Origin of the sequence: Novosphingobium sp. PhB165, from assembly GCF_004341845.1 — a bacterium.
GTDB lineage: Bacteria > Pseudomonadota > Alphaproteobacteria > Sphingomonadales > Sphingomonadaceae > Novosphingobium.
In genome coordinates, this window is record NZ_SLVB01000001.1 from 421990 (window position 1) to 447441 (window position 25452).

21 protein-coding genes and 5 tRNA genes are annotated in these 25452 nt (G+C 64.6%); 14 read left to right on the top strand and 12 right to left on the bottom strand.

All coding sequences use genetic code 11. The annotated features are described in order from the left end of the window. Window positions 1–46: 46 nt before the first annotated feature. From EDF56_RS02045 to EDF56_RS02060, 4 genes are all read right to left on the bottom strand, one after another. Window positions 47–2185, bottom strand: a complete 2139-nt coding sequence (locus tag EDF56_RS02045) for a TonB-dependent siderophore receptor (protein ID WP_165912062.1) — start codon at window positions 2183–2185, stop codon at window positions 47–49. A 220-nt stretch (window positions 2186–2405) separates the two neighbouring features. Beyond that, window positions 2406–2480 (bottom strand) — tRNA-Asn (locus EDF56_RS02050). 81 nt (window positions 2481–2561) lie between these two features. Then, window positions 2562–2636 (bottom strand) — tRNA-Asn (locus EDF56_RS02055). A gap of 157 nt (window positions 2637–2793) precedes the next feature. Then, the gene (locus EDF56_RS02060; protein ID WP_132385064.1) at window positions 2794–3573 is read right to left on the bottom strand and encodes an NAD kinase; all 780 of its coding nucleotides are present in this window, start codon (window positions 3571–3573) and stop codon (window positions 2794–2796) included. A gap of 159 nt (window positions 3574–3732) precedes the next feature. On the opposite strand from EDF56_RS02060, the gene EDF56_RS02065 reads away from it, so the two are divergent. Next, window positions 3733–4998, top strand: coding sequence for a bifunctional diguanylate cyclase/phosphodiesterase (locus EDF56_RS02065; protein ID WP_243652334.1), 1266 nt, complete (start codon window positions 3733–3735; stop codon window positions 4996–4998). 18 nt (window positions 4999–5016) lie between these two features. Here EDF56_RS02065 and mfd read toward each other — a convergent pair whose 3' ends face one another. From mfd to EDF56_RS02080, 3 genes are all read right to left on the bottom strand, one after another. Continuing rightward, a complete protein-coding gene (mfd, locus tag EDF56_RS02070; RefSeq protein WP_132385066.1) occupies window positions 5017–8490 on the bottom strand; it encodes a transcription-repair coupling factor in 3474 nt (1157 codons plus the stop codon). Between the two features lie 103 nt (window positions 8491–8593). Beyond that, complete coding sequence (locus EDF56_RS02075; RefSeq protein ID WP_132385067.1) at window positions 8594–8875, bottom strand: succinate dehydrogenase assembly factor 2; 282 nt, start codon at window positions 8873–8875, stop codon at window positions 8594–8596. A gap of 200 nt (window positions 8876–9075) precedes the next feature. After that, window positions 9076–9498: a host attachment protein gene (locus tag EDF56_RS02080; RefSeq protein ID WP_132385068.1), complete on the bottom strand. Its 423-nt coding sequence runs from the start codon at window positions 9496–9498 to the stop codon at window positions 9076–9078. A 110-nt stretch (window positions 9499–9608) separates the two neighbouring features. On the opposite strand from EDF56_RS02080, the gene recG reads away from it, so the two are divergent. The 8 genes from recG (at window position 9609) to EDF56_RS02120 (ending at window position 17971) form a co-directional block, all read left to right on the top strand. Next, window positions 9609–11666 carry an ATP-dependent DNA helicase RecG gene (recG, locus tag EDF56_RS02085; RefSeq protein WP_132385069.1) on the top strand — a complete coding sequence of 686 codons (2058 nt, stop codon included), beginning with the start codon at window positions 9609–9611 and terminating at the stop codon, window positions 11664–11666. Between the two features lie 67 nt (window positions 11667–11733). Next, window positions 11734–12039, top strand: a complete 306-nt coding sequence (locus EDF56_RS02090) for a YdaS family helix-turn-helix protein (protein WP_132385070.1) — start codon at window positions 11734–11736, stop codon at window positions 12037–12039. A 312-nt stretch (window positions 12040–12351) separates the two neighbouring features. After that, window positions 12352–12428: transfer RNA gene (locus tag EDF56_RS02095), tRNA-Pro, on the top strand. A gap of 116 nt (window positions 12429–12544) precedes the next feature. Next, the gene (gene thyA, locus EDF56_RS02100; RefSeq protein WP_165912063.1) at window positions 12545–13522 is read left to right on the top strand and encodes a thymidylate synthase; all 978 of its coding nucleotides are present in this window, start codon (window positions 12545–12547) and stop codon (window positions 13520–13522) included. Window positions 13523–13676: 154 nt separating this feature from the next. After that, window positions 13677–14975 carry a thiamine pyrophosphate-dependent enzyme gene (locus tag EDF56_RS02105; protein WP_132385072.1) on the top strand — a complete coding sequence of 433 codons (1299 nt, stop codon included), beginning with the start codon at window positions 13677–13679 and terminating at the stop codon, window positions 14973–14975. A 5-nt stretch (window positions 14976–14980) separates the two neighbouring features. Further along, window positions 14981–16033 (top strand): alpha-ketoacid dehydrogenase subunit beta, encoded by a 1053-nt coding sequence (locus EDF56_RS02110; RefSeq protein ID WP_132385741.1) that lies wholly within the window; start codon window positions 14981–14983, stop codon window positions 16031–16033. A gap of 4 nt (window positions 16034–16037) precedes the next feature. Further along, entirely contained in the window at window positions 16038–17372 is a 1335-nt protein-coding gene (locus tag EDF56_RS02115; RefSeq protein WP_132385073.1) for a dihydrolipoamide acetyltransferase family protein, read from the top strand. A gap of 14 nt (window positions 17373–17386) precedes the next feature. Further along, the gene (locus EDF56_RS02120; protein WP_132385074.1) at window positions 17387–17971 is read left to right on the top strand and encodes a YdeI/OmpD-associated family protein; all 585 of its coding nucleotides are present in this window, start codon (window positions 17387–17389) and stop codon (window positions 17969–17971) included. Between the two features lies 1 nt (window position 17972). On the opposite strand, the gene EDF56_RS02125 is transcribed toward EDF56_RS02120, so the two are convergent. Next, on the bottom strand, window positions 17973–18431 hold the full coding sequence (locus tag EDF56_RS02125; RefSeq protein WP_132385075.1) for a hypothetical protein: 459 nt from the start codon (window positions 18429–18431) through the stop codon (window positions 17973–17975). 245 nt (window positions 18432–18676) lie between these two features. Between EDF56_RS02125 and EDF56_RS02130 the strand changes: the two genes are divergently transcribed. Both EDF56_RS02130 and EDF56_RS02135 read left to right on the top strand, forming a co-directional pair. After that, a tRNA-Asp gene (locus EDF56_RS02130) sits at window positions 18677–18753 on the top strand. 64 nt (window positions 18754–18817) lie between these two features. Beyond that, window positions 18818–18894: transfer RNA gene (locus tag EDF56_RS02135), tRNA-Asp, on the top strand. A 104-nt stretch (window positions 18895–18998) separates the two neighbouring features. Here EDF56_RS02135 and EDF56_RS02140 read toward each other — a convergent pair. The 4 genes from EDF56_RS02140 to EDF56_RS02155 form a co-directional block, all read right to left on the bottom strand. Further along, window positions 18999–19214: a DUF2842 domain-containing protein gene (locus tag EDF56_RS02140; RefSeq protein ID WP_132385076.1), complete on the bottom strand. Its 216-nt coding sequence runs from the start codon at window positions 19212–19214 to the stop codon at window positions 18999–19001. Between the two features lie 2 nt (window positions 19215–19216). After that, a complete protein-coding gene (locus tag EDF56_RS02145) occupies window positions 19217–19819 on the bottom strand; it encodes a 5-formyltetrahydrofolate cyclo-ligase (protein ID WP_243652335.1) in 603 nt (200 codons plus the stop codon). Window positions 19820–20217: 398 nt separating this feature from the next. Beyond that, window positions 20218–20559, bottom strand: a complete 342-nt coding sequence (locus EDF56_RS02150; protein ID WP_132385078.1) for a cell division protein ZapA — start codon at window positions 20557–20559, stop codon at window positions 20218–20220. Continuing rightward, window positions 20556–20741 carry a hypothetical protein gene (locus tag EDF56_RS02155; protein WP_132385079.1) on the bottom strand — a complete coding sequence of 62 codons (186 nt, stop codon included), beginning with the start codon at window positions 20739–20741 and terminating at the stop codon, window positions 20556–20558. The genes EDF56_RS02150 and EDF56_RS02155 overlap by 4 nt, the downstream gene beginning before the upstream one ends. 211 nt (window positions 20742–20952) lie before the next feature. Between EDF56_RS02155 and tkt the strand changes: the two genes are divergently transcribed. The 3 genes from tkt to EDF56_RS02170 all read left to right on the top strand — a co-directional run bounded on the left by tkt (window position 20953) and on the right by EDF56_RS02170 (window position 25435). After that, window positions 20953–22941 (top strand): transketolase, encoded by a 1989-nt coding sequence (tkt, locus tag EDF56_RS02160; RefSeq protein WP_132385080.1) that lies wholly within the window; start codon window positions 20953–20955, stop codon window positions 22939–22941. A gap of 16 nt (window positions 22942–22957) precedes the next feature. Further along, window positions 22958–23965 carry a type I glyceraldehyde-3-phosphate dehydrogenase gene (gene gap / locus EDF56_RS02165; protein WP_132385081.1) on the top strand — a complete coding sequence of 336 codons (1008 nt, stop codon included), beginning with the start codon at window positions 22958–22960 and terminating at the stop codon, window positions 23963–23965. A 270-nt stretch (window positions 23966–24235) separates the two neighbouring features. Continuing rightward, window positions 24236–25435, top strand: coding sequence for a phosphoglycerate kinase (locus tag EDF56_RS02170; RefSeq protein WP_132385082.1), 1200 nt, complete (start codon window positions 24236–24238; stop codon window positions 25433–25435). Window positions 25436–25452: the final 17 nt, after the last annotated feature.

Consider the following 25452-nt stretch of genomic DNA (forward strand, 5'->3'; position numbering starts at 1 on the left):
AAACAGGAAGGAGGCCGCGGCTCGGGTGCCGCGGCCTCTTTTTATGTCAGAAGCTTACACCCAGCGTGCCGCGAACGGTGCGCGGCGCGCCGTAGTAGGCCTGATCCCATTGCAGGCTGGTCCAGTACTTCACGTTGGTCAGGTTATCGAGATTGACCGCCACGGAAACGTTCCGGGTGACCTGGTAACGCGCCATGAGGTCGACGATCGCGTAGCCGTCCTGCTCGGTATAGTCGTTGTGGATCCGGCTCTGGTAGCGCGCCGAGGCGCCTAGGCGCAGGGCTTCGAGAAAGCGCGGCGTGTAGGTGGCATTGAGGTGGGCCGTGTGACGCGGGATGAAGGCGCGGGCGTTGTTGCCGTCCGTGTCCTCGATGTCGACATAGGCATAGCCGCCGGAGACCTGGAAGCCCGGAAGCACTTCGCCGGCCACGTCGACCTCCACGCCTTGCGACTTGGCATCGACACCGTCGTAGAGCGTCTGGCCAAGTGTGGGATCGAAGCCGATCGATTCGGCGACGTTGTCTTCCTTCGTCCGGAACACCGCGACGGCGGCGGTCAGCTTGCCGCCGTTCCACTCGCCCTTGACGCCGGCTTCATACGTCTTGCCCTGAAGCGGGGCGATGATCGAATGATCGGCGGTCAGATAGACTTGCGGGCTGAAGATCGTGGCATAGCTGGCATAGGCCGTGATGTTGCCGGTCAGGTCCAGCGTCAGGCCCGCGAATGGCAGGAACTTGGTTTTATCGAAGGAATAGGGGGTGTCGTAGGACGTGCCGTCGCGCCGGGCATTGGTCACGTTGCCGCCCAGCATGAGCTTGAGCGGATCGGCCAGCGAGAGGCGGACGAGGCCATAGGCGCTGGCGATCTTCGTCGTGAAGTCGGCCTGCGGGGTGTAGGGGCCCCAGTTCGGATAGGGGAATGTGCCTTCGAAGGCGCTGTTGCCGGGGAGGGCCGCGCCGATGGCGTCGGCATCGACCGATTCCTGCTCGACCAACTGCGATACGCCGTAATTGACGCCCAGCACCACGTCGTGCTCGCGGCCGGCGATCCTGACTTTGCCGGTGACGTTCGCGTCGATCGTCGTTTCGCGCAGCTTGTCGAGATAGGCCCCGGGGTAGGCGGCCAGTTCGCCGTCTTCGCCGTAATAGACGTAGAACAGCTTGGAGTCCTGATTGCGCGCGCGGCGCAGGACGGAGACCTTGCCGGTCCAGCCGTCGCCGAAATCAAGGGTGATATCGCCGAACAGATTGCGGTCGAGCGAATACCAGCGCGTCCAGGGCTGCGCCGAATTGGTCGAGCGCGGATAGGTCGCTGGCGTGCCATCGGCATAGGTGAAGGGCAGGGCGCCCCAGCTTACCCCGCGCGGATCGCTCTCCTGCCATGAGTAGCCGACGGTGGCGACGGTATCGGGTCCGAGGTCAGCAGCGGCCACGCCGTAAAGCGTCAGGCGCGAGGTGTGGTAGAAATCGAGATAGGAATCGGCGTTCTCGTAGGAGCCGACGAAGCGCGTCCGGATGGAGCCGTCTTCGGTCAGCGGGGTGTTGACGTCCACACTGCCGCGTACTTCGTCATAGGAGCCGTAGCTGAGGCTGGCATCGCCGCCCAGTTCCTTGGTAGGGCGCTTGCGAATGAAGTTGATCGCGGCGGAGGGATTGCCCGTCTGCGAAAGCAGGCCGGTGGCGCCGCGCACGATGTCGACTCGTTCGAACAGCGACGTGTCGATCTGCCCGTTCTGGAGCCCGTAGCTGAGCGGCTGGCCGATGCCGTCGAACTGGAAGTTGACGATGTCGAAGCCGCGCGCGTTGTAATAGGTGCGATCCGTCTCGGCGCTGTCGACATTCACGCCGGTGGCGCGCCGCAGCAGGTCATCGACGGTGTTGAGGCCGAAATCCTCGATCTGCGCGCGCGTGATGACCGTCACCGCCTGCGGCGTTTCACGCAGCGACAAGTCGAGACGGGTGCTGCTGGACTGGCCGGCAACAACGTAATCCTCGGGCACGGAGCCGGTCACGATGATGTCGTCGGCGCGCGGTTTGGCATCGGCATCGTCAGCCCAGGCGGTCGGCGCGAAAGTGGCTCCGGCCAGCCCGATCAGGGCAAGGCGCGAGGCTCCCGTGAGAATTGTCTTTCGAATGGCGCGGCGATGCTTGCCCCGGTCTTGCCCGTTCCCCTGCGTGACGATCACGTATATGCTCCTATGCTAATGAGAGTGATTTGCAGTAGCAGGTTGCATAGAGGCGGAGGGCGGTATGTCAACGCTGCCCGGCTGCCGCACGGATGCGGTCTCGCCACTTGCCGGACAAGCGGATCGACGGTCGTTGGAGCAAAGGGGAAGCGCCGGAACGCGTTCCGGTCGTGTCAGTAAGGCAGGATGGGATGGATAGCCGCGCTGGGGCGAAGGGAGGTGGCTCCCCGAGTAGGATTCGAACCTACGGCCATTCGATTAACAGTCGAATGCTCTACCGCTGAGCTATCGGGGAACAGCCTGTCGGTGTTTCCACCGTCGGGCGGAAGAGTTGCTTCCGGTGCCTGGACACCGCTTCGAACCCTTCAGAAAGAAGTGGCTCCCCGAGTAGGATTCGAACCTACGGCCATTCGATTAACAGTCGAATGCTCTACCGCTGAGCTATCGGGGACCGGCCTATCAGTGTCTCCACCGGCGGGCAGGGGTGCGCCTATAACAGCGCCATCGGGATTGGCAACCCTGACTTTGACCAAAACATTACGAAAATTTTTCCACAGCACCTGTTCTCGCACGCAAGCTGGCGGAATAGCGTGGTTCCCGGCGCGGATTCAGACCTGGAACTGTTCGGCGAAAATCCGTTCTTCCAGCGTGAAGCCGGGGTCGAACAGCAGGGTCAGCTCCTTCTCGCACGAGGCCCGGATTCGCACCGATTTCACGTCGCGCACTTCCTTTTGATCGGCAACGGCGGCGACCGGGCGCTTGCCGGGTTCGCGGATGTGGAATTCGACTTCGGCGCTTTCGGGCAGGATCGCGCCTTTCCACCGGCGCGGGCGGAACGGGCTCAGCGGCGTCAGCGCCAGCATGCGCGCGCCCAGCGGCAGGATCGGGCCATTGGCGGAGAGGTTGTAGGCGGTGGAGCCGACCGGCGTTGCCAGCAGCACGCCGTCGCCCACCAGTTCGTCCATACGCACGCGGCCGTTGATGCGGACTTCCAGCTTGGCGGTCTGGCGCGTCTCGCGCAGCAGCGAGACTTCGTTGATCGCGTAGAAATTGAATTCCCGCCCGTCGTGGCTCACCGCATGCATCTGCAACGGCGCAACGGGAACGCGGTGCGCTTCCATGACGCGATGCAGGATCGGGATGTGATCGTGCGGCCCGTTCATCAGGAAGCCCACGGTGCCTAGATTCATGCCGTAGACCGGCTTGATCGTATCGCGGTCCAGCATCTCGTGCAGCACGTGGAGCAGGAAGCCGTCGCCGCCCAGCACCACCAGCACGTCGGCGTCCTCGGGCGAGGTCCAGGCATGCGAGTCGCGGAGGGCCTCGGCGCCTTCCTGCGCCTTGGCGGTGTCCGAGACGATGAGAGCCAGCTTGGGTTCGTCGCTCATTTTCAATTCCTCAAAGGCGCGACCGTCGCGCCTCCGTCTCTTCGTCGGGGACCTTTCGAATTTTGAGGGCTTTGGCAAGGGGCTTGGGCTAAGGAGGCGGTCATGGGTTCGAGAAGGGATGGGGCGTCGCAGGGCAAAGCCCGGGCACTTGAAGACAGGTTGACCGGGATTCCCGGGCTCGAAGCCGTGCGTGAGCGCGTCGATGCCTGGCGTTCGGGCGGCGAATCGGAGGGCGCCCACATCCATGCGATGCTGCTGGGCCTGCGCCGACTCGATGCGATCAATATGGCTTATGGCGCCGATACCGGTGACGGTGCGCTCGCCGAAGTCGCCAACCGCATCGCCCATTTCGCCGGTGAGGAACTCGATGGCCACTGGCTGCTGGCGCGGGCGGGCGGCGGTTCCTTCGTGCTTGTGGCGAATGAGGCGTGCAGCCGCGAGCGCTGGCAACTTGTGGCCGATCAGCTGGCCGAGGCGGTGGCGCGGCCGATGACGGTGCGTTCGGGTGTGCTGCGCCTCTCGCCGCGCATCGCGCTGGTGCGGGCGCTGGCCGAAGAGGGCGTCGATTCGATGCTCGACCGACTCGGCCATGCGCTGGAGGATGCGCGCGACCAGCAGGGCACCCGGCTCGCCTGGGCCGATGGCGAGGTGAGCCCGCCGGGCCATTCCGCCGCGCAGCTGGAAGCGGACCTGCTCGGTGCCATCGACCGGGACGAGATCGAGATCCTGTTCCAGCCGCAGTTCAGTCTTGTCGATGACCGGCTCACGGGCGCCGAGGCGCTGGCGCGGTGGAACCATCCGCAGCTTGGCCGTATCGGCGCCGGTGCTTTGTTCGCCATTGCCGAGCGGGCCGACCATGTCGCGCCGCTTTCGCGCCATATCGCTGCCAAGGCGCTGGCGATTGCAGGCGACTGGCCGGGCGATCTGCGCCTCTCGATCAATGTCACCCCGGCCGATCTCGCTTTCGGCAACTATACGCGCCAGATGCTCGACCTTGTGCGCGCCAGCGGTTTTGCGCCGCGCCGCCTCACGCTGGAAGTGACCGAGCAGGCGCTGATCGGCGATATCGCGCAGGCCGCGCAGATCATGGCGGAGTTTTCGGCGCAGGGAATCCGCATTGCGCTCGATGACTTCGGGGCGGGGTTCTGCAACTTCCGCTACCTGAAGGTCCTGCCGATCCATTACCTGAAGCTCGACCGTTCGATGATCGACGGCGTGGCGACCGATCGGCGAGACGTGGCCGTGCTGCGCGCGATCGTTGCCATGGCGAAGGCGCTGGATCTGGAAGTGATTGCCGAGGGAATCGAGGAAGAAGCCCAGCGCAAGGTCGCCGCGCGCGAGGGCTGCGCCTATTTTCAGGGCTTCCTGCGTGCGCAGCCGATGAGCGTGGCGATGTTCGCGAAGTTGGCGCGGGCTTCGCAGTAACGGGCCTCGGCGGGGCGATTACGCCGCCTTGCGTGCCACCGCGCTCAGCCCCTTGGTCAGCTGCAGCAAGCCATTGAGCCGCGACTTGGGATCGCCCCACGCGCGCGTCAGGACCAGCTTGTTGTCCGGTCGCAGCTTGACCGTGCCCTGAAGCCGCTCGGCATAGGCGATCAGGCCGACCGGGTTCGGGAAACTGTCGTTGTGGAAGCTGACGAGTGTGCCGCGCGGCCCCACGTCGATCTTGGCGATATGCGCCTCGATGGCCTGCCGCTTGATCTGGATGAGCTTCACAAGGTTCGCTGTCGCCGGCGGCAGCGGTCCGAAGCGGTCGATCATCTCGGCGGAGAGCGATTCGATCTCGTCCTTGCCCTCGGCGTCGTTGAGGCGGCGATAGAGCGCCATCCGCACCGCCAGATCCGGGACATATTCCTCCGGGATCATGATCGGCGCATCGACAGTGATCTGCGGGCTTAGGCCCGAAGTGTCCTTCTCCAGCCCGACACCGCCCGCGCGGGCGGCGAGGATCGCATCCTCCAGCATCGACTGGTAGAGTTCGAAGCCGACCTCGCGGATATGGCCCGATTGCTCGTCGCCCAGCAGGTTGCCGGCACCGCGAATGTCGAGGTCGTGGCTGGCAAGCTGGAAGCCCGCGCCCAGCGAATCGAGGTCGCCCAGGACCTTCAGCCGCTTTTCCGCGACTTCGGAAAGCGCGCGGCCCGCAGGCGTCGTCAGGTAGGCATAGGCGCGCAGCTTCGAACGGCCGACGCGGCCGCGCAGCTGGTAGAGCTGAGCTAGGCCGAAACGGTCTGCCCGGTGGATGATGATGGTGTTGGCGCGCGGAATGTCGAGGCCCGATTCGACGATCGTGGTCGAAAGCAGGACCTCGTACTTGCCCTCGTAGAAGGCGCTCATCCGCTCTTCCACTTCGCCCGCGCTCATCTGGCCATGGGCGGTGATGCACTTGACCTCGGGAACGTGCTTGGCGAGCCATTCCTCGATTTCCGCCATGTCGGAGATGCGGGGCACGACGATGAAGCTCTGGCCGCCGCGATGGTGTTCGCGCAGCAGGGCCTCGCGCATGACCATCTCGTCCCATTCCATCACGTAAGTCCGCACCGCGAGGCGGTCGACCGGCGGGGTCTGGATGGTGGAGAGTTCGCGCAGGCCGCTCATCGCCATCTGGAGCGTGCGCGGGATCGGCGTGGCGGTGAGCGTCAGCACGTGAACGTCGGCGCGAAGCTGCTTCAGGCGCTCCTTGTGGTTGACGCCGAAGCGCTGCTCCTCGTCGACGATGACGAGGCCGAGGCGTTTGAAGTTCACCGATTTCGAAAGGATCGCATGGGTGCCGCAGACCACGTCCATGGTGCCAGCGGTCAGCCCTTCGCGGGTGGCCTTGGCTTCCTTCTCGGGCACGAGGCGCGAGAGGCGGCCGACTTCCAGCGGGAACCCGGCGAAGCGGTCGGCAAAACCGGAATAGTGCTGGCGCGCGAGCAGTGTGGTCGGCGCGACGACGGCAACCTGCTGACCCGCCATGGCAGCCACGAAGGCCGCACGCAGGGCCACCTCGGTCTTGCCGAAGCCGACATCGCCGCAGACGAGGCGGTCCATCGGCTTGCCTTCGGCCAGATCGCCCAGCACGTCTTCGATGGCGTGTTCCTGATCCTCGGTTTCCTGCCAGGGGAAGCGGTCGACGAACTGGTCGTAGGAGGATTTCTCGGCGATGAGCGCGGGCGCGGTGCGCAAGGCGCGCTCGGCAGCGGTCTTCATCAGTTCGCCCGCGATCTCGCGGATGCGTTCCTTCAGCTTGGCGCGGCGCTTCTGCCATGCCTCGCCGCCCAGCTTGTCGAGCGCGACGCCTTCGCTCTCGCTGCCGTAGCGCGAAAGCACGTCGAGGTTCTCGACCGGGATGTAGAGCTTGTCGCCGCCCGCATAGGTCAGCATCACGCAGTCGTGCGGGCTCTGGCCCACCGGGATCGACTGGAGGCCTTCGTAGCGGCCGATGCCGTGGTCCATGTGGACGATCAGGTCGCCGGGCGTCAGCGCCGCCAGTTCGGCGAGGAAGGCGTCGGAATCCTTCTTCTTTTTCTTCCGGCGGACAAGGCGGTCGCCCAGAATGTCCTGCTCGGTGACGACTTCGACGGCATCGTTGGTGAAGCCGGTTTCCAGCGGCAGCACCAGCGCGGCGGAGCGCCCCTGTACGGCAAGGCCGAGCGCTTCCTGCCAAGTGTCCGCCAGCTTGGGCTCGGGCCCCTGTGCTTCGCCAAGGATCGAGACAAGGCGGGCGCGACTGCCGGTGGAATAGGCGGCGAGGATAGCCTTGCGACCGGACTTGGCGACGGCATGCAGATGCTTGGCGGCAGCCTCGTAAGCATTGTCGCCGCGCGCGCGCTCGGGCGTGAAGTCGCGGGCATTGCCGAAGCCGAAGTCGATGACCGTCTTGGTTTCCGGCTGCGCGAAAGGATCGGCGCGGTGGACCGGGAAGGCGGCCACGGCCTGCTCGAACTCCGCGCGCTCCAGATAGAGCGCATCGATGGCCAGCGGGCGGTACGATCCCGCCTTCTGGCCCGAGGTTTCGAGGCGGGCCTTGTGATAGTCCGCAATGTCGGTGAAGCGCTCGTCGGTGGCGCCCAGCGCGGCGCTGTCGATCACCAGCAGGTCGTCGTCCGAAAGGTGATCGAACAGGGTGACCAGTCGGTCCTCGAACAGCGGCAGCCAGTGTTCCATGCCCGCAAGGCGGCGGCCGTCGCTGACGGCCTGATAGAGCGGGTCCGCCGTGGCATTGGCGCCGAACATCTCGCGATAACGGCTGCGGAAGCGCTTGACGCTGTCGTCGTCGATCAGCGCTTCGCTCGCGGGGAGCAGCAGGTGTTCAGGGATGGTGCCGGTGGAGCGCTGGGTGCCGGTGTCGAACAGGCGCAGCGTTTCGAGTTCGTCTCCGAAGAAGTCGAGCCGTAAACCGCCGTCGAGGCCAGAGGGGACGATATCGAAGATCGAACCGCGTACGGCGAACTCGCCCGCGTCGATGGCGGTGTCGCTGCGCTGATAGCCTTGGCGGCGCAGCAGCGCGATCAGGCTTTCATGCCCCACTTCCATGCCGGGCTTGAGCAGACGCACCGATTCGCGAATGCGGAACGGCGTAAGTACGCGCTGGAGCACGGCATTGGCGGTCGTGACCAGAAGCTGCGGGCCGCTACGCTTCTGCTGGAGCCGGTGGAGCGCGGCGAGACGGCGGGCGCTGACCGAAAGGGCGGGGCTTGCGCGGTCGTAGGGAAGGCAGTCCCACGCGGGAAATTCGACGACATCCAGCTCGGGCGCGAAGAACTGCGCGGCATCGGCAACGGCGCGCATCGCGCTTTCGTTGTCGGCGATGAACACCGCCCGGCCTTTTGCCGCGCGGGCCAGATCCGCCATGACCAGCGGCTGCGCCCCGCGCGTGACCGAGGCAAGAGTGAGCGGTGAACGGGCCGAGAGGATGCGTTGAAAGTCGGTCATGCGGCGCGTGCGGGGCCTTCGGCAAGCTCAGGCTGAGCGGGTTTGGGAAATTGCGTCATCCTCCGCTCATGCCGAGTCCCGGGCTTGCCGAGGGATCGCAGCATCAGCGTGGAATCTCGACGTAATCGAGCTTCATCATGCGGTCCAACAGCGGGCCGCGATATTCTTCGGGAATGCTCTGGGTGCCGAGTGCCCAGGCCATGATGTCGACGTCTTCTTCCTCGATCATCTTCTCGAACAGGTCGATGTCGGTGTCCGACCATTCGGTGTGGAAGCGATCGAAGTAGCAGCCGATCATGTAATCGGCCTCGCGCGTGCCGCGATGCCAGGCGCGAAACTTCAAACGGGCGAAGCGCTGTGCGGTCTGAGGCGAAATTTCGGTCATGACCGCGCCGTTACAATGCGGCGCTGTCATGGGCAAGTTTTTGGGCTCTAGTGCGCTATAGACGTGCCCTCGGCAAAACCTAACCCCCGTCACCCTGAACTTGTTTCAGGGTCCATCCTGCCGATAACACCGCCGTTTGATCGGCGAGATGGACCCTGAAACAAGTTCAGGGTGACGGAGCAGGAAGGGTGCGCCGGCGCCTAGCGCTGGATCACCTTGATGATCTCGTCACTTGGGCGGCCTGCCAGATTCTTCGGCACTTCGGTAATCAGGGCGTCCTTCAGTTCCTTGTGATAGTGCCGCCGCATCTCGCCCAGCGAGCGAGGGTCGGCCACGATCACCAGTTGCGCGATCTCTCGGTCCAGGACCTGCTGGTTGAGCCAGCCTGCCACGGCAGCGGCATGGGCGCTTTCGTCCAGGGCATCGTTACTGCCGTCCCCGGTGCGGGCTTGATGCCGCTTCGGCGCGTCATGACGGCGAAAACCCGCGCTGAAGTTCGTCGCTTCGAGTTCCGGCGCATCGAGCGAGGTGAGACGCGGGGCGCCTTCGCGGCCGGAATTGCGATAGAGTTCGAAGTTCTCGCCATCGACGATCGCGAACACGGTTCCATGCGGAAGAAGCATACATCTCTCCTGTGCTGGGTGCTGAGGGTGCACAAGCCAACGTGCCTGTGTGCAAATCCGTTCCCCGATGGTCTGGTGAAACGCATTGCACTCGCGCTAAGAGGCTGGCCATGCGGCCCGAAGCTCTGAATTGCCTGTTCACCGAGACCGATTCCCTCGACGGCGTGGGCCCCAAGCTCAAGCGTCCGCTCGAAAAGCTCGGGCTGACGCGGATGCGCGACCTGATCTATCACTTGCCCGACCGTTTCGTGGAGCGACGCGCCGTCTCCAACCTCGACGAGGCGAGCGTGGGCGAGAACGTGATCGTCCAGCTTACCGTGCGCGAGCATCGCGCCTCCTCTGGGCGCGGGCCGTTCCGCGTGCTGGCCGAGGATGTGACCGGGAATGTCTGCACGATCACCTATTTCGGCCGCGCCTCCTACACCGCGAAGAAGCAGCTGCCGGTGGGCGAGACGCGCTGGGTGGCCGGGCGGCTCGACCAATATGGCCAGATGCTCCAGATGGTGCATCCCGAGCATATCTCGGAAGACAGCGCCGCGCCGGTCGGCCAGCTTTGCGAGGCGGTCTATCCGCTGTCCGAAGGGCTGACGCAGGGGCGCGTAGCCAGCCTTGTCCAGCAGGCGCTCAAGGCTCTGCCCGAGCTGGCCGAATGGATCGAACCCAGCCTTTACGCGAAGATGAAGTGGCCGGTCTGGCGCGAGGCGGTGGTCGAGGCGCATCGCGGCGTCAATGCCCCGGCGCGCGACCGGCTGGCCTATGACGAACTGCTCGCGAACGCGCTGGCGCTGATGCTGGTGCGCGAAAGCAACCGCCGGCAGTCCGGTACGCCGCTCAAGGGCGATGGCTCGCTGCGGGCCAAGCTCAAGCTGCCATTTGCGCTGACCGGCGCGCAAAAGCGCTCCATCGCGGAGATCGAGGGCGACGTGGTCCAGCAGGCGCCGATGCTGCGGCTGCTTCAGGGTGATGTCGGCGCGGGCAAGACGGTGGTGGCGCTCAACGCCATGCTGATCGCGGTGGAAGCCGGCGCGCAGGCCGCGCTGCTGGCGCCCACCGAGATTCTCGCCCGTCAGCATTACGAAACGCTGGCACGCATGCTTCAGGGTACGGGCGTGGAGATCGCGCTGCTGACCGGGCGCGACAAGGGCAAGGCGCGCGAGGCCATCCTGATGGGGCTGGTGGACGGCTCCATTGATATCGTCGTCGGCACCCACGCGATTTTTCAGGATACCGTGTCCTACCGCAATCTCGCGCTGGTGGTGATCGACGAGCAGCACCGCTTCGGCGTCGGCCAGCGCCTGATGCTCGCGCGCAAGGGGCGGCGCACGCCGCATACCCTGGCTATGACCGCCACGCCGATCCCGCGCACGCTGACGCTGGCCCAATATGGGGAGATGGAAGTCTCCAAGCTCGACGAACTGCCGCCGGGCCGTCAGGCGATCGACACGCGCGTCGTTTCGGTGGAGCGCATGGGCGATGTGGTCGGCGCGATCGCCCGGCATATCGAGACCGGGCAGCAGGCCTATTGGGTCTGCCCGATGGTCAGCGAGAGCGAGAATGACGACCTTGCCGCCGCCGAAGCGCGTTACGCGACGCTGAAGGAGCGCTTCGGGGATACCGTGGTGCTCGTTCACGGGCAGCTCAAGCCTGAAGCAAAGGATGCCGGCATGGAGCGCTTCGCCAGCGGCGAGGCATCGGTGCTGGTGGCGACGACGGTGATCGAGGTCGGCGTCGATGTGCCGAACGCCACGCTGATGGTGATCGAGCAGGCGGAACGCTTCGGCCTTGCCCAGCTCCACCAGCTGCGCGGGCGCGTGGGACGCGGCAGCGAGAAATCGACTTGCCTGCTGCTGCGCGGCCAGCAACTCAGCGAAACCGCGCGCCAGCGCCTTGCCCTGATGCGCGAGACTCAGGACGGCTTCCGGCTGGCAGAGGAAGACCTGCAACTGCGCGGGGGCGGTGAACTGCTCGGCACGCGCCAGTCGGGCGATACGCCGTTCCGCATCGCCAGCCTCGACCAGATCACCAAGCTGCTTCCGCTCGCCCACGATGATGCACGGCTGCTGATCGAGCGCGACGGCGGCCTTACCGGCCCGCGCGGCGAGGCGGCGCGTCTGCTGCTCTATCTCTTTGAGCGTGACTGGGGCGTGCAACTGCTGCGCGGCGGATAAGCGGCCAGAGAGAAAGCCGGGGAGGGCGCAATTGACTTGGCTCCGGCGCCCTGTGATGGCCTCTGCCATGTCCCAGAAACCGGAAATCCAGCTCGCCATCTTTGCTCAGGCAGTCGACGCAGTCGGCGGACAGCGTGCGATGGCGCGCTTTATGGGAATTTCCGAGAAGGAAGTGCGCGACTGGCTCTCGGGCGATGCCGAGCTGGATCGGAACGCTTTGCGCTCTGCTTCGCAAGGGCTGATCAAGCATGCGGATATGTGCCGCCGCCTTGAACGCAAGCTTTCGCCCGCCTTCGTGGAAAATCTCACCGACAAGCAGCTTGAGGGCCTGAGCCTGCCCGACGGCCGCCCCGAAGTCCGCAAGCCGGGCTGATCCACGCCGAAAGCCGCCTTTTCTGCGACCGAATCAAGTCGGCGTGCCGGTGATTCTGCGCGTTCCCGTCATCGACGAATGGGCCGCGATGGCGGGTTTTCAGCCCTCCACTGCATTTCAATTCAGCCCGCGCAGAGCGACGAACCCTCGCATTTCCTAGCGTTTCGGGCAGTGGGGCAGGGCGGGGGCGAAGTTGTCCACACCCTCAAATCGCCAAGCTTCACGAAAAGCGATTTTCGCCCCTTGCCACCCACAGAATCGCTCTCTATAGGCGCCCTCCTGCCCCGGGCGCTCTTCGGAACGCCCTCCGGTCGGGGAATAGCTCAGCCTGGTAGAGCACTGTCTTCGGGAGGCAGGGGCCGGAGGTTCGAATCCTCTTTCCCCGACCATTTCATCTTCGGATGAGCAAGTAAAACCCAGCGGAAACGCTGGGTTTTTTGCTGTCTGGCTTCTACGCGTGCGGCGCGCCCTTTCCCTTCGCTGCGTGGAGGGCTAGGTCTTGGACATGACCGAAAGCCTGCTCGAAACCGCCAGCACCATTGCCCCCTCGCAAGGCCGCGACCGTCACTGGGAATGGCAGTACCTCGATCTGATGCGGCAAATCTGGGAGCACGGCGACGAGCGCGTCGACCGTACTGGCATCGGCACGCGCTCGATCTGCGGCGCGACGATCCGTTTCGATCTCTCGGGCGGGCAGATGCCGCTGCTCACCACCAAGCGCGTCTTCTGGAAAACCGCGAGCCGCGAGATGCTTTGGTTCCTGACCGGCGAGACCAATATCCGCCCGCTCTGCGCGCAAGGCGTGGAGATCTGGACCGACTGGCCGCTGGATCGCTATCGTAAGGCCACCGGTGAGGACATCGCGCGCGCCGATTTCTCGCGCCGGATCGTCGAGGACGAGGGCTTTGCCGCCGAGTGGGGCGATCTCGGCCCGGTCTACGGCAAGCAGTGGGTGGACTGGCCGGTCTATGAGCCGGCGGGCGACGGCCTCTATCGCAAGCGCGCACAGGGCGTGAACCAGGTGGCCGAGGTGATCGCCAGCTTGCGGGCGAATCCCGGCAGCCGCCGCCATATCATCGAAGGCTGGAACGTCGCCGAACTCGACGCCATGGCGCTGCCGCCGTGCCACAAGACCTATCAGTTCCATGTCGCCAATGGCCGCCTCTCGTGCATTCTATACCAGCGGAGCTGCGATCTCGGCCTCGGGTTTGCTTTCAACATGTGGTCGCTGGCGCTGCTGACGCGCATGTTCGCGCAGCAGTGCGATCTTGAGCCGGGCGAGGCGGTCTGGATGGGCGGGGACGTGCATCTCTATCTGAACCACGCAAGCCTCGTCGAAGAGCAGCTTTCGCGCACGCCGTCGGGCGAGGCGCGGCTGGAGATCGCGAGGCGTCCCGATTCGATTTTCGACTACCGGATCGAGGATTTCACCGTCTCCGGCTATGCGCCGCAGGGGCACATTTCAGCCCCTGTAGCGGTCTGACGCACCGCATGCGCGATGGATCGCCTTTGTATTGACATTACTCATGGTTGAAATATTGTGACCTGACCGTGGAATTTTGAAACGCGCTGTTGATCGCTGTTTTCAGCGTCGTTTCGCGTTCCACGGCCCGATTTAAGCGGGAGAGGACGCAAAGATGGCCCTAGGCCCGACACGAGCAGGCAAGTCGCGCGGCAACCTGCCGCCCCTCGATCTCTATGTCCCCGAGCCGAAGTTCCGGCCCGGTGATCCGGTCGACTATACCCATCTGGAAATTCCTACGGCCGGCAAACTGGCGCGCCCCGACGAGGGTTGCGCCGCCAGCGAGACATGGCCGCTGACGCTCGACCTGATCCGCGTTCTCGATGAGAACGACGCGGCGGTGGGCGCGTGGAATCCCAATCTCGATCCCGAGACGATGCGCCGCATGCTGGCCTCGATGGCGCTGACCCGCGCTTTCGACGATCGCATGTATCGCGGGCAGCGGCAGGGCAAGACCAGCTTCTACATGAAGTCCACGGGCGAGGAGGCGGTCTCGATCGCCTGCGCCCATGCGCTTGCCTTCGACGACATGGTGTTCCCCAGCTACCGCCAGCAGGGCATCCTGATCGCGCGCGGCTACCCGCTGGTGGAGATGGTCAACCAGATCTACTCCAACCGCGCCGACCCGTTGAAGGGCCGCCAGTTGCCGATCATGTATTCGGCCAAGGACTACGGCTTCTTCTCGATCTCCGGCAATCTGGCCACGCAGTTCCCGCAGGCGGTGGGCTGGGCGATGGCCAGCGCGATCAAGGGCGATACCCGCATCGCCACCAGCTTCGTGGGCGAAGGCTCCAGCGCGGAAGGCGATTTCCACGCGGCGATGACCTTCGCGGCGGTCTACAACGCGCCGGTCGTGCTCAATGTCGTCAACAACCAGTGGGCGATTTCCAGCTTCTCGGGCTTTGCCGGGGCGGAGCGCACCACCTTTGCCGCACGCGCCACAGGCTACGGAATCGCCGGCCTGCGGGTGGACGGCAACGACATCCTGGCGGTCTATGCCGCGATGGAATGGGCTGCCAACCGTGCCCGCTCCAACCAGGGGCCGACGCTGATCGAGCACTTCACCTATCGCGCCGAGGGGCACTCCACCTCGGACGATCCCACGGCCTATCGCTCCGCGCATGAGCGTGAGGAATGGCCGCTGGGCGATCCGATCATGCGTCTGAAGAAGCATCTGATTGCCTTGGGCGAATGGTCCGAGGAGCAGCATGTCGAGATGGACCGCGATGCCGCCGAACAGGTGAAGGCCGCCACCAAGGAGGCCGAGAAGAACGGCATCCTCGGCCACGGCATGCACCATCCGTTTCACACCATGTTCGAGGACGTCTTCGAGGAACTGCCCTGGCACCTTGAGGAACAGGCGGAACAGGCGATCCGTGAGCGGCAGAGCAAGTTCCCGGACTGGAAGGACTGATCATGATGATTGAAGAAGATTCTGTCAGCCTCCACGACGCGCCGACTCGCCAGATGAACATGATCGAGGCGATCAACGACGCGCTCGACATCATGATGGCGCGCGATCCCGATGTGGTGACCTTCGGTGAGGACGTCGGCTATTTCGGCGGCGTGTTCCGCGCGACCGCCAACCTTCAGAAGAAGTATGGCCGCAACCGCGTGTTCGATACGCCGATCAACGAATGCGGCATCATCGGCGCCGCCGTGGGCATGGCCGCATACGGCCTGCGCCCGGTGCCGGAGATCCAGTTCGCGGACTATATCTATCCCGGTATGGACCAGCTCGTCTCCGAAGCGGCGCGTCTGCGCTACCGCTCGGCGGCGGAGTTCATCGCGCCGATCACCGTGCGGTCGCCTTTCGGTGGCGGCATTTTCGGCGGCCAGACCCACAGCCAGAGCCCAGAGGCGCTGTTCACGCACGTTTCCGGCCTGAAAACGGTGATCCCGGCCAGCCCCTACGACGCCAAGGGCCTGCTGATCGCGGCCATCGAAGACAACGATCCGGTGATCTTCTTCGAGCCCAAGCGCATCTATAACGGCCCGTTCGACGGCTATTACGATCGCCCGTCGAAGACGTGGAAGGGCCACCCGCTCGGCATGGTGCCGGAGGGGTACTATTCGATCCCGCTCGGCAAGGCGCGGATCGTGCAGGAAGGTTCGGCGCTGACGGTGGTGACGTACGGCACCATGGTCCACGTGGCCGAGGCGGTGCTGGCCGAAAAGGGCGTCGATGCCGAGATCATCGACTTGCGCAGCCTGGTTCCGCTCGATCTGGAGACTGTGGAAAAGTCCGTGGAAAAGACTGGGCGTTGCCTGGTGATACACGAGGCAACCCGCACCTCCGGCTTTGGCGCCGAACTGGTGACACTGGTTCAGGAACGCTGCTTCTACCACCTTGAAGCGCCCGTCGAGCGCGTGACCGGCTTCGATACGCCGTACCCGCACAGCCTTGAGTGGGCCTATTTCCCCGGTCCCGTCCGCATTGGCGAGGCGGTCGATCGTCTGTTGAAGGATTGATTTGATGGGACGCTATACTTTCAGGCTGCCCGACATCGGTGAAGGCATTGCCGAGGCAGAGATCGTTGCCTGGCACGTGAAGATCGGCGATCGGATCGAGGAAGACGACCGCGTTGCGGACATGATGACCGACAAGGCGACGGTCGAGATGGAAAGCCCGGTTTCGGGCGTGGTGGTCGAAGTCGCCGGTGAGGCGGGTGATGTCATCGCCATCGGATCGCCGCTGGTGGTGATCGAGGTCGAAGGCGCCGGTAACGAGGTTGACGGTGCGGCGGCTGGTGCTTCGACAAGCTCAGCACGAGCGGATGTTGTGGAGGCGGAGGCCAAGCTGGCACCTACGCCCGCTCCAGCTCCCACTCCCGCTCCCGCTCCGGCACCTGTGCAGGCGCCCGAGCCTACTCCGGTCGCGGCAAATCCCACCCCCGCTCAGGCTGAGCCTGTCGAAGCCCGCACGCCCACGCCTGCCGCCAAGGTCACCGCCAGCCCCGCCGTCCGCAAGCGCGCTTCGGACCTCGGCATCAATCTGGCCGAAGTCCGCCCCGCGGAAGACGGCCGCGTGCGCCACGGCGATCTCGACGCCTTCCTGTCCTACAATGCTGCGGGTGGTTTCCAGCCCGCCGGGAACAAGGGCAAGGACGAACAGGTCCGTGTGATCGGCCTGCGCCGCCGCATTGCCGAGAACATGGCGGCGTCCAAGCGCCAGATCCCCCACTTCGCCTATGTCGAGGAATTCGACGTGACGGCGCTGGAGGAGACCCGTGCACAGCTTAACGCCGGGCGCGGTGACAGGCCGAAGCTGACGATGCTGCCATTCCTGATCGCGGCGATCTGCAAGTTGCTGCCGAAGTATCCGATGCTCAACGCACATTACGATGACGAGGCGGGCGTGGTGACGCGTTACGGCTCGGTCCATCTGGGCATGGCCGCGCAGACCCCGGCGGGCCTGATGGTTCCGGTGATTCGCGATGCGCAGGACCGCAACCTTTGGCAGCTCGCCACCGAGATCGGCCGCCTTGCCAATGCCGCGCGCGACGGTTCGGCCAAGTCGTCGGAGCTTTCGGGCTCGACGATCACGGTCACCTCGCTCGGGCCGATGGGCGGCGTGGCGACCACGCCGGTCATCAATCGCCCCGAAGTCGCCATCATCGGCCCGAATCGCATCGTCGAGCGGCCGATGTTCGTGAAGGGCGCCGATGGCGTGGAGCGCATCGAGAAGCGCAAGATCATGAATATCTCGATGTCGTGCGATCACCGTGTGGTAGACGGTTGGGACGCGGCAAGCTTCGCGCAGGACCTCAAGAAGCTGATCGAGGCCCCTGCGCTGATTCTGGCGGGCTAAGGGAGAGGGCATTCATGGGCAAGGATCCGCGCGTCGATGAGTATATCGAAAAGGCTGCGGACTTTGCCCGCCCGATCCTCACCCATTTGCGCGATCTCGCCCATCGCGCGCTGCCCGAGGCCGAAGAGGCCATCAAATGGGGCATGCCGCACTTTCTGGTGAAGGGTAAGAATGTCGCCGGGATGGCGGCGTTCAAGGCGCACTGCACTTTCGTCATCCACGGAGATGGACGACAGGGCGATGCCATGGGGCAATTCGGGCGTATTGAAGTGCTCGGCGATCTGCCGCCCGAGTGCGAACTCATCCTAAAATTGCAGGCGGCTCAGGAGAGGGTGCTCGACAAGGGTACCGCACTGAAGCGCGCTGCGCCGCGTGCGCCCAAGGCGGAAATCGCGGTGCCGGACGATTTTGCCGCTGCGCTCGCGGCCGTGCCCGCTGCGCAGGGGCATTTCGACGCTTTCTCTCCCTCCCAGCGGCGCGAATATCTGGAATGGATCACCGAGGCCAAGGCGGAGGCCACGCGCGCCAAGCGCATGGCTCAGGCGGTCGAGTGGATTTCCGAAGGAAAGCGCCGCAACTGGAAGTACGAGCGCTGCTGAATCAGCGCACGATGCCGCTGTAAGTGATCTGCCCGCGACCGCGTGCCGCGCTCTGCGGCGGGATGCGCCAGCGGACATGGGTGACGTCTTCCGGCGTGGCGAGGCGGTTGCCGATTCTCAGCGTGCCCAGACGGCCCCATGAATGTCCCCCGTCCACCGAAACCTCCTGCATGTCCTCAGCGCTCTGCTGATAGGAGAGCGCGGTGGGCACGGGATTGGTGATAACGAAGCCGCCCGTCCCGGCCGCGCGATACCAGGTGACGATCGTGACGACCCGATCCCCGCGTGCAAGGCGGCTGGCGGGCTCCAGTCGGCGGGAAGCGGCCGTGCCGCTGCGTTCTACATAGACGGCGCTGTCGGTGGCCACGGAAGGTCCCGTGTGCAGCTCTGCCTGCGCCTCGGTGGCGGCAAGCGCGCTGCCTGCGAGAGCGAGCGTCACGGCGAGATGGAATGCTTTCATCCGAGTTCCCCCTGTCGTCTCCGCGCGGATCGTTTCGCGTGGATGGGGTATTTTCTGCGATTCCAGTCGCCAACATATAGTTAACGGCGATTGACCACGTTCGCCGCCTATTGAGCGCGCGCGGGTGCGTGCAGCATTTTTCGGGGGTGTGGATAAAAACTTTTCATTGTCCCGAGCAATCCGGTTGACAGGGTGGGTGCCCTGCCATAGAGGCGCGGCTCCCAAGCGGACGCAACCGCAAGAACGCGGGTGTAGCTCAGTTGGTTAGAGTGCCGGCCTGTCACGCCGGAGGTCGCGGGTTCGAGCCCCGTCACTCGCGCCACTTGGGAAAAATGCTGGTAATACAGCGACTTGAGGTAGTCTAAAAACCTCACATACATTGCTGCGCGGGTGTAGCTCAGTTGGTTAGAGTGCCGGCCTGTCACGCCGGAGGTCGCGGGTTCGAGCCCCGTCACTCGCGCCACTTCCTTCACGGAAGTGGATAGCAATGAAACGAAAAAGGCCGGGTTAACGCCCGGCCTTTTCTTTTGTCTGCGTGACTTGCGGGCAAAAGAAAACGCCGGGGAATCATCCCCAGCGCCCGGTCTCCATCCAGATCAGGAACCGCTTCAGCGGCAGGATCCAGACGACACCTAGAATGACATAGACCGGCGTCTGGAGCAGCGGATGCCATTCTGTCATCACGGGAGCCAGATAGCGCGCGATCAGCACGCCATAGGCGATCAGGACAGCGAACAACCCCAACACGCCGAGGGGGATTCTGAGTGTTGGAGTCTCGCGCAAGTTCAGATCGCTCCCTCATATATTCTCGTCGGCGTCACCACGGCATCCAGGATGCGGTCGTGCGCTTCTATCGGGAGGGTGTCGGCGAGTTGGCAGTCCCATGCAAGGCCGATTGCGGGAACGTCGGGATTGGCATCGAGCCAGCGATCGTAATGGCCGCCGCCTTGCCCCAGCCGGTGTCCTTCGGCGGTAAAGGCCAGCAGCGGCACGATGACGATGGCGGGGACCACGGGATCGCTCTCGGGCAGCGGCTGTAGCGCCCCCCAGGGCCCGATCGTCAGTTGCTCCTCATCGAAGGGATTCGCCCAGCGGCGGAACTCCATCGGCGATTCGCGGGTGGCGAACCAGGGCAGGGCGACATTCCGGTCATGTTCCGAAAGCCAGCGCGCCCAGCCGAACGCCGGGGCTTCGTCTCCCACCGGCGCATAAAGCCCGATGGTCAGCCCTTCAGGCATCATTTCGGCGACGGGGGCAGGCGGCCGGTTGAGCACCAGCGCGCGCAATCCTTGCGGGAGCGAAGCGACATGACTGGCGCGCGCGATGCGGTGTTTCTTGCGCAGCGCGGCCTTTTCGGTCGCGGGGGAGAGAGGGGGTGATGAATCCACCGGAGGTCCCATTCCTGGCATTCGAGAAGGCAGAGTACCATCTGCGGTCTCGTTCGGCATGTTGGAATTCCAACATGACATATGTTGGAAGGGTGAGGCAGCGCGCAATCAGCTCATGCTGAAACGGATCACGCTCTATCTATTATGTGTGCTTTGCATTTTTCGTGCGGTCTGGCGATCCGCCTGCCTTGAAAATGCATAAGTCCCCGAAAGGTCATGGGGAAGGAGGGTGACGGGTCCACCATGGGTCGTTGCCTAGAAATCCTCTGACGCCTCAACGTCAGGTGGGGACCATGTGCGTCGGACCAGGGTCCGGGCAGGGACAGCCCCCTTGGATTTGCTTATAGCCTCAGGGATTTTCGAACGGCTCGTGCCGGGCAGATCCCGTCTCCCCCTAGTTAGGAGGTCTTGCCCGATCCCTCAAGGAGTTCGGCAAGATTTTCTATGCGCGTGGCGACGGCGACGAGTCGCTCGGCCAGTTCGGGCGAGATTTCCGCCGCGGCCGGAGTGGGGGCGGCTACCGGAACCGCCGGAGCGGGCTCCGCGCGCAAGTTGTGCAGTTCGTCGGCCAGCATGATCGCCGCGAACAGCAGCATGCGAGTCTCGGTCTGGCCGACCGCGCCCGCTGCCGCCACTTTCTCGTCGATCAGGCGACCGAGATCCTCGACATGGCTTTCCTGACCATCGGCGCAGGCCAACGTGAAGCTGCGCCCGCCGATCGTGAGATTGACGTTGCTCATGGCCGGGCCCGCCGTTCGGACGGCGCCAGCAGTTCATCGAGTTCGCCGAGTGCCTGTTCCACCGAAATTCGCAGGCGCGCATCGCGGGCCCGCTGTTCCATCGTTTCGGGGATCACTTTGTCGAGACGCGCCAGCGCGGCCTCGATCCGTTCGACGACCTGTTCGATCGATACCTCATTCATGACGTACGGTTACCGCGAAACCGCAAAAAGGCAAGAAATCCGCACGGTTTGCCGACAATTGCTTCGACGAAGCGAGCACTTTGTGCCACCACGCGATTGCGCGAGGGCCGTGCATGTTTGCCGTCCGGGCGAACTTGACGCCCGCTGGCCTCTCCCTAAAGGGGGTCGGCAAGCCGAATCGTCCCTTTATTCCGTTTACCGGAGCCACCCGATGACCCTTGCAGCCGACCGTCTCGCGCCGATGGCCAACGCCATCCGGGCGCTTTCCATGGATGCGGTCCAGGCGGCCAACAGCGGCCACCCCGGCATGCCGATGGGCATGGCCGATGTCGCCACCGTCCTGTTCTCCAAGTTCCTCAAGTTCGATCCTGCACAGCCCAAGTGGGCCGACCGCGACCGCTTCGTGCTGTCCGCCGGCCACGGCTCGATGCTGATCTATTCGCTGCTCCACCTGACCGGCTATGCCAGCCCGACGATGGACGACATCCGGAACTTCCGCCAGCTCGGCTCGGTCTGCGCCGGCCACCCGGAAAACTTCCTGATCGAAGGCGTGGAATGCACCACCGGTCCGCTGGGCCAGGGCCTGGCCATGGCAGTCGGCATGGCGATGGCGGAGCGTCAGCTCAACGCCACCTTCGGCACCGATATCGTCGACCACAAGACCTGGGTCATCGCCGGTGACGGCTGCCTTATGGAAGGCATCAACCACGAAGCCATCGGCCTTGCCGGCACGCTCAAGCTGGGCCGCCTGAAGGTTCTGTGGGACAACAACAAGATCACCATCGACGGCGACACCTCGCTTTCGACCAGCGAAGACATCCCGGCGCGCTATCGCGCTTCGGGCTGGGACGTGTTCGAGTGCGACGGCCATGACTTTGCCGACATCGAACGCGCGCTGGCTGAGGCCGCCGCTTCGGACAAGCCGACGCTCGTCTCCTGCAAGACCGTGATCGGCAAGGGCGCCCCGAACAAGCAGGGCGGCCACGACGTTCATGGTTCGGCGCTGGGCGATGCCGAAGTGGCCGCTGCCCGCGAATATCTGGGCTGGACTTCGGCTCCCTTCGAAGTCCCGGCGGAAATCCTCGCCGACTGGCGTTCGCTCGGTGAAAAGGGCGCCGCTGCCCATGCCGAATGGTTCGGCCGCCTTGCCGCCTCGGACAAGGGCGAGGAATTCTCCCGCCGCATGGCCGGCGAACTGCCGGAAACCGACGCGATCCGCGCCAAGCTGGCCGAATGGCTGGAAGGCGACTCCACTGTCGCCACCCGCAAGGCCTCGGAAAACTGGCTGAACGTGCTGGCCCCGGCGCTGCCCGAGATGATCGGCGGTTCGGCGGACCTTACCGGCTCGAACAACACCAAGGCCAAGTGCCAGGAGCCGTTCACGCCTGACAATTACGGCGGCCGTTACGTTTATTACGGCATCCGTGAATTCGGTATGGCTGCCGCGCTCAACGGCATGGCGCTGCACGGCGGCGTGATCCCTTACGGCGGCACTTTCCTGATCTTCTCGGACTACTGCCGCAATGCGATCCGTCTCTCGGCGCTGCAGCAGACCCGCGCGATCTACGTGCTGACCCACGATTCGATCGGCCTTGGCGAAGACGGCCCGACCCACCAGCCGGTCGAGCATGTCATGTCGCTGCGCATGATCCCGAACCTCTACGTGTTCCGCCCGGCGGACGTGATCGAAACGGCGGAATGCTGGAACGTCGCTCTGGAATCGCAGGACACGCCTTCGGTTCTGGCGCTTACCCGCCAGAACCTGCCGCAGCTGCGCAAGACCGGCGATATGCTCTCGGCACGCGGCGCCTATACGCTTCGCCACGCCGAAGCGGACCGCAAGGTCATTATCGTCGCCACCGGCTCGGAAGTCGAACTTGCCGTCAAGGTCCGTGCGGAGCTTGAATCGCAGGGTATCGGTACCGACGTCGTGTCGATGCCGTGCATGGAACTCTTCGCCGCTCAGGACGAAGCCTACCAGCACGAAATCCTGCCCAACGACGGTTCGATCCTGAAGGTCTCGATCGAGGCCGGGGTCACGATGGGCTGGGAACGCTACACCGCACAGAGCCGCAATGGCGGCCTGAACATCGGTCTCGACCGCTTCGGTGCCTCGGCTCCGGCCAAGGACCTGTTCGCTCGTTTCGGCTTCACTGTCGAAGCGATCGTTCCGAAGATCCTCAACAAGCTTAGCGTTTAAACAGGAGACTACCCCAATGGCGACCAAGGTTGCGATCAACGGTTTCGGGCGTATCGGACGTAATGTCGCGCGCGCCATTCTCGAGCGCACGGACCATGACCTCGAGCTGGTCTCGATCAACGACCTTGCCGACGCCAAGGCCAACGCTCTCCTGTTCAAGCGTGACAGCGTCCACGGTACTTTCGAAGGTACCGTGGAAGTTGACGGCACCGACCTCGTCATCAACGGCAAGCGCATTCATGTGACGGCCGAGCGTGACCCGGCGAACCTGCCGCACGCCGCGCAGGGCATCGACATCGTGCTGGAATGCACCGGCTTCTTCACCAACAAGGAATCGGCCGGCAAGCACATCGACGCGGGCGCCAAGCGCGTCCTCGTCTCGGCCCCGGCCAAGGGTGTGGACCTCACGGTCGTTTACGGCGTGAACCACAAGGAACTGACCGCCGAGCACGTGATCGTGTCGAACGCTTCGTGCACCACCAACTGCCTGGCGCCGTTCGCCAAGGTCCTGCACGAGAAGATCGGCATCGAGCATGGTCTGATGACCACGATCCACTCGTACACCAACGACCAGAAGATCCTGGACCAGATCCACAGCGATCCGCGCCGCGCCCGCGCCGCCGCGATGAACATGATCCCCACCAGCACCGGCGCCGCCGTTGCCGTGGGCCTCGTTCTTCCGGACCTGAAGGGCAAGCTCGACGGTTCGTCGATCCGCGTGCCGACCCCGAACGTCTCGGTCGTCGACCTGACTTTCGTGCCGAAGCGCGAAACCACCAAGGATGAAGTCAACGCGCTGCTCAAGGAAGCGGCCGAGGGCGAACTCAAGGGCGTGCTGGCCTACACCACCGAGCCGCTGGTTTCGATCGACTTCAACCACGATGCGCACTCGTCGACCATCGACAGCCTTGAGACTCACGTGCTCGAAGGCAAGCTGGTCCGCGTTCTGTCGTGGTACGACAACGAGTGGGGCTTCTCGAACCGCATGGTCGACACCGCCGGTGTGATGGCGGGTCTGCTCTGAGGAGCCAATGACGGCAGGCCGCCCTATCGGCATCGCGTGGCCCAAGGGGCGGCGCACCGATAGGGAACTGCGGCCTGCCGAGGGGACCGTCGCCGCGGGAGTCCAAGGGGCTTTCGCGGCGCGGTGCGTCCGGACCGGAAGAACGGCGCAGCGCCTGTTCCCTTCCGGCGCTACCGACCAGGACAGGACAATCGGGCGTCGGCCCTCGCTCCGCGCGATAATGTGCCGGACGGGCCGCGACGCCTGCTGCGACGAAATGAGGATCGAGAGATGAGCGCTTTCAAGACTTTGGACGACCTTGGTGATGTGAACGGCAAGGTCGCGCTGGTGCGCGTCGACTTCAACGTGCCGATGAACGACGGCGTCGTCACCGACGATACCCGCATCCGCGCCGCCGCACCGACCATCCTCGACCTGACCGCCAAGGGCGCCAAGGTTCTCCTGCTCGCCCACTTCGGCCGCCCCAAGGGCGAGCGCGTGCCCAGCATGTCGCTGTCGATGGTGGTCGGCGCGGTCGAGAAGGTGCTCGGCAAGGAAGTGATGTTCGTGCCCGAGATCGCGGGCGACGTGGTGAAGCAGGCTGTAGGCATCCTGCGCGCCGGTGACATCGCCATCCTCGAAAACACCCGTTTCTGGAAGGGCGAGGAAAAGAACGACCCCGAACTGGTCAAGGCGATCGCCGCGAACGGCGATTTCTACGTCAACGACGCGTTTTCCGCCGCGCACCGCGCCCATGCCAGCACCGAGGGCCTTGCCCGCGTGCTGCCGGCCTATGCCGGCCGCTCGATGCAGGCCGAGCTGGAAGCGCTCGACAAGGCGCTGGGCAAGCCGGAAAAGCCGGTCGCGGCCGTAGTCGGCGGCGCCAAGGTCTCGTCCAAGCTGGACGTGCTCAAGCACCTCGTGACGCAAGTCGATCACCTCATCATCGGCGGCGGCATGGCCAACACCTTCCTTGCCGCCAAGGGCGTGGACGTGGGCAAGTCGCTCTGCGAGCATGACCTGACCGGCACCGCGAACGAGATCCTCGACGTGGCCGACAAGTCGGGCTGCACCGTGCACCTGCCTTACGAAGTGGTGGTTTCGAAGGAATTCGCCGCCAACCCGCCTTCGCTGCGCACCTGCAACGTCCACGAAGTCGCCGCCGACGAGATGATCCTCGATGTCGGCCCGCGCGCGGTCGAGGCGCTGGGCGATGTGCTCAAGACCTGCCGCACGCTGGTCTGGAACGGCCCGATGGGCGCGTTCGAGACCGTACCGTTCGATGCGGCCACCGTCTCGCTGGCGAAGACGGCCGCAGCGCTTACCCGCGAAGGCTCGCTGGTTTCGGTTGCCGGTGGCGGTGACACCGTAGCCGCGCTTCACCACGCAGGCGTTGCGGGCGATTTCTCTTACATTTCGACGGCCGGTGGTGCTTTCCTCGAATGGATGGAAGGCAAGGAACTGCCCGGCGTAGCGGCCCTCGAGGCCTGATCGCGGGTAGGGGCGGC

Coding starts and splice junctions, on each gene's coding strand:
- EDF56_RS02060 (WP_132385064.1), bottom strand. CDS start 3,573: ATGAGCGACGAACCCAAGCTGGCTCTCATCGTCTCGGACACCGCCAAG.
- mfd (WP_132385066.1), bottom strand. CDS start 8,490: ATGACCGACTTTCAACGCATCCTCTCGGCCCGTTCACCGCTCACTCTT.
- EDF56_RS02075 (WP_132385067.1), bottom strand. CDS start 8,875: ATGACCGAAATTTCGCCTCAGACCGCACAGCGCTTCGCCCGTTTGAAG.
- EDF56_RS02080 (WP_132385068.1), bottom strand. CDS start 9,498: ATGCTTCTTCCGCATGGAACCGTGTTCGCGATCGTCGATGGCGAGAAC.
- recG (WP_132385069.1), top strand. CDS start 9,609: ATGCGGCCCGAAGCTCTGAATTGCCTGTTCACCGAGACCGATTCCCTC.
- EDF56_RS02090 (WP_132385070.1), top strand. CDS start 11,734: ATGTCCCAGAAACCGGAAATCCAGCTCGCCATCTTTGCTCAGGCAGTC.
- thyA (WP_165912063.1), top strand. CDS start 12,545: ATGACCGAAAGCCTGCTCGAAACCGCCAGCACCATTGCCCCCTCGCAA.
- EDF56_RS02105 (WP_132385072.1), top strand. CDS start 13,677: ATGGCCCTAGGCCCGACACGAGCAGGCAAGTCGCGCGGCAACCTGCCG.
- EDF56_RS02110 (WP_132385741.1), top strand. CDS start 14,981: ATGATTGAAGAAGATTCTGTCAGCCTCCACGACGCGCCGACTCGCCAG.
- EDF56_RS02115 (WP_132385073.1), top strand. CDS start 16,038: ATGGGACGCTATACTTTCAGGCTGCCCGACATCGGTGAAGGCATTGCC.
- EDF56_RS02120 (WP_132385074.1), top strand. CDS start 17,387: ATGGGCAAGGATCCGCGCGTCGATGAGTATATCGAAAAGGCTGCGGAC.
- EDF56_RS02125 (WP_132385075.1), bottom strand. CDS start 18,431: ATGAAAGCATTCCATCTCGCCGTGACGCTCGCTCTCGCAGGCAGCGCG.
- EDF56_RS02150 (WP_132385078.1), bottom strand. CDS start 20,559: ATGAGCAACGTCAATCTCACGATCGGCGGGCGCAGCTTCACGTTGGCC.
- EDF56_RS02155 (WP_132385079.1), bottom strand. CDS start 20,741: ATGAATGAGGTATCGATCGAACAGGTCGTCGAACGGATCGAGGCCGCG.
- tkt (WP_132385080.1), top strand. CDS start 20,953: ATGACCCTTGCAGCCGACCGTCTCGCGCCGATGGCCAACGCCATCCGG.
- gap (WP_132385081.1), top strand. CDS start 22,958: ATGGCGACCAAGGTTGCGATCAACGGTTTCGGGCGTATCGGACGTAAT.
- EDF56_RS02170 (WP_132385082.1), top strand. CDS start 24,236: ATGAGCGCTTTCAAGACTTTGGACGACCTTGGTGATGTGAACGGCAAG.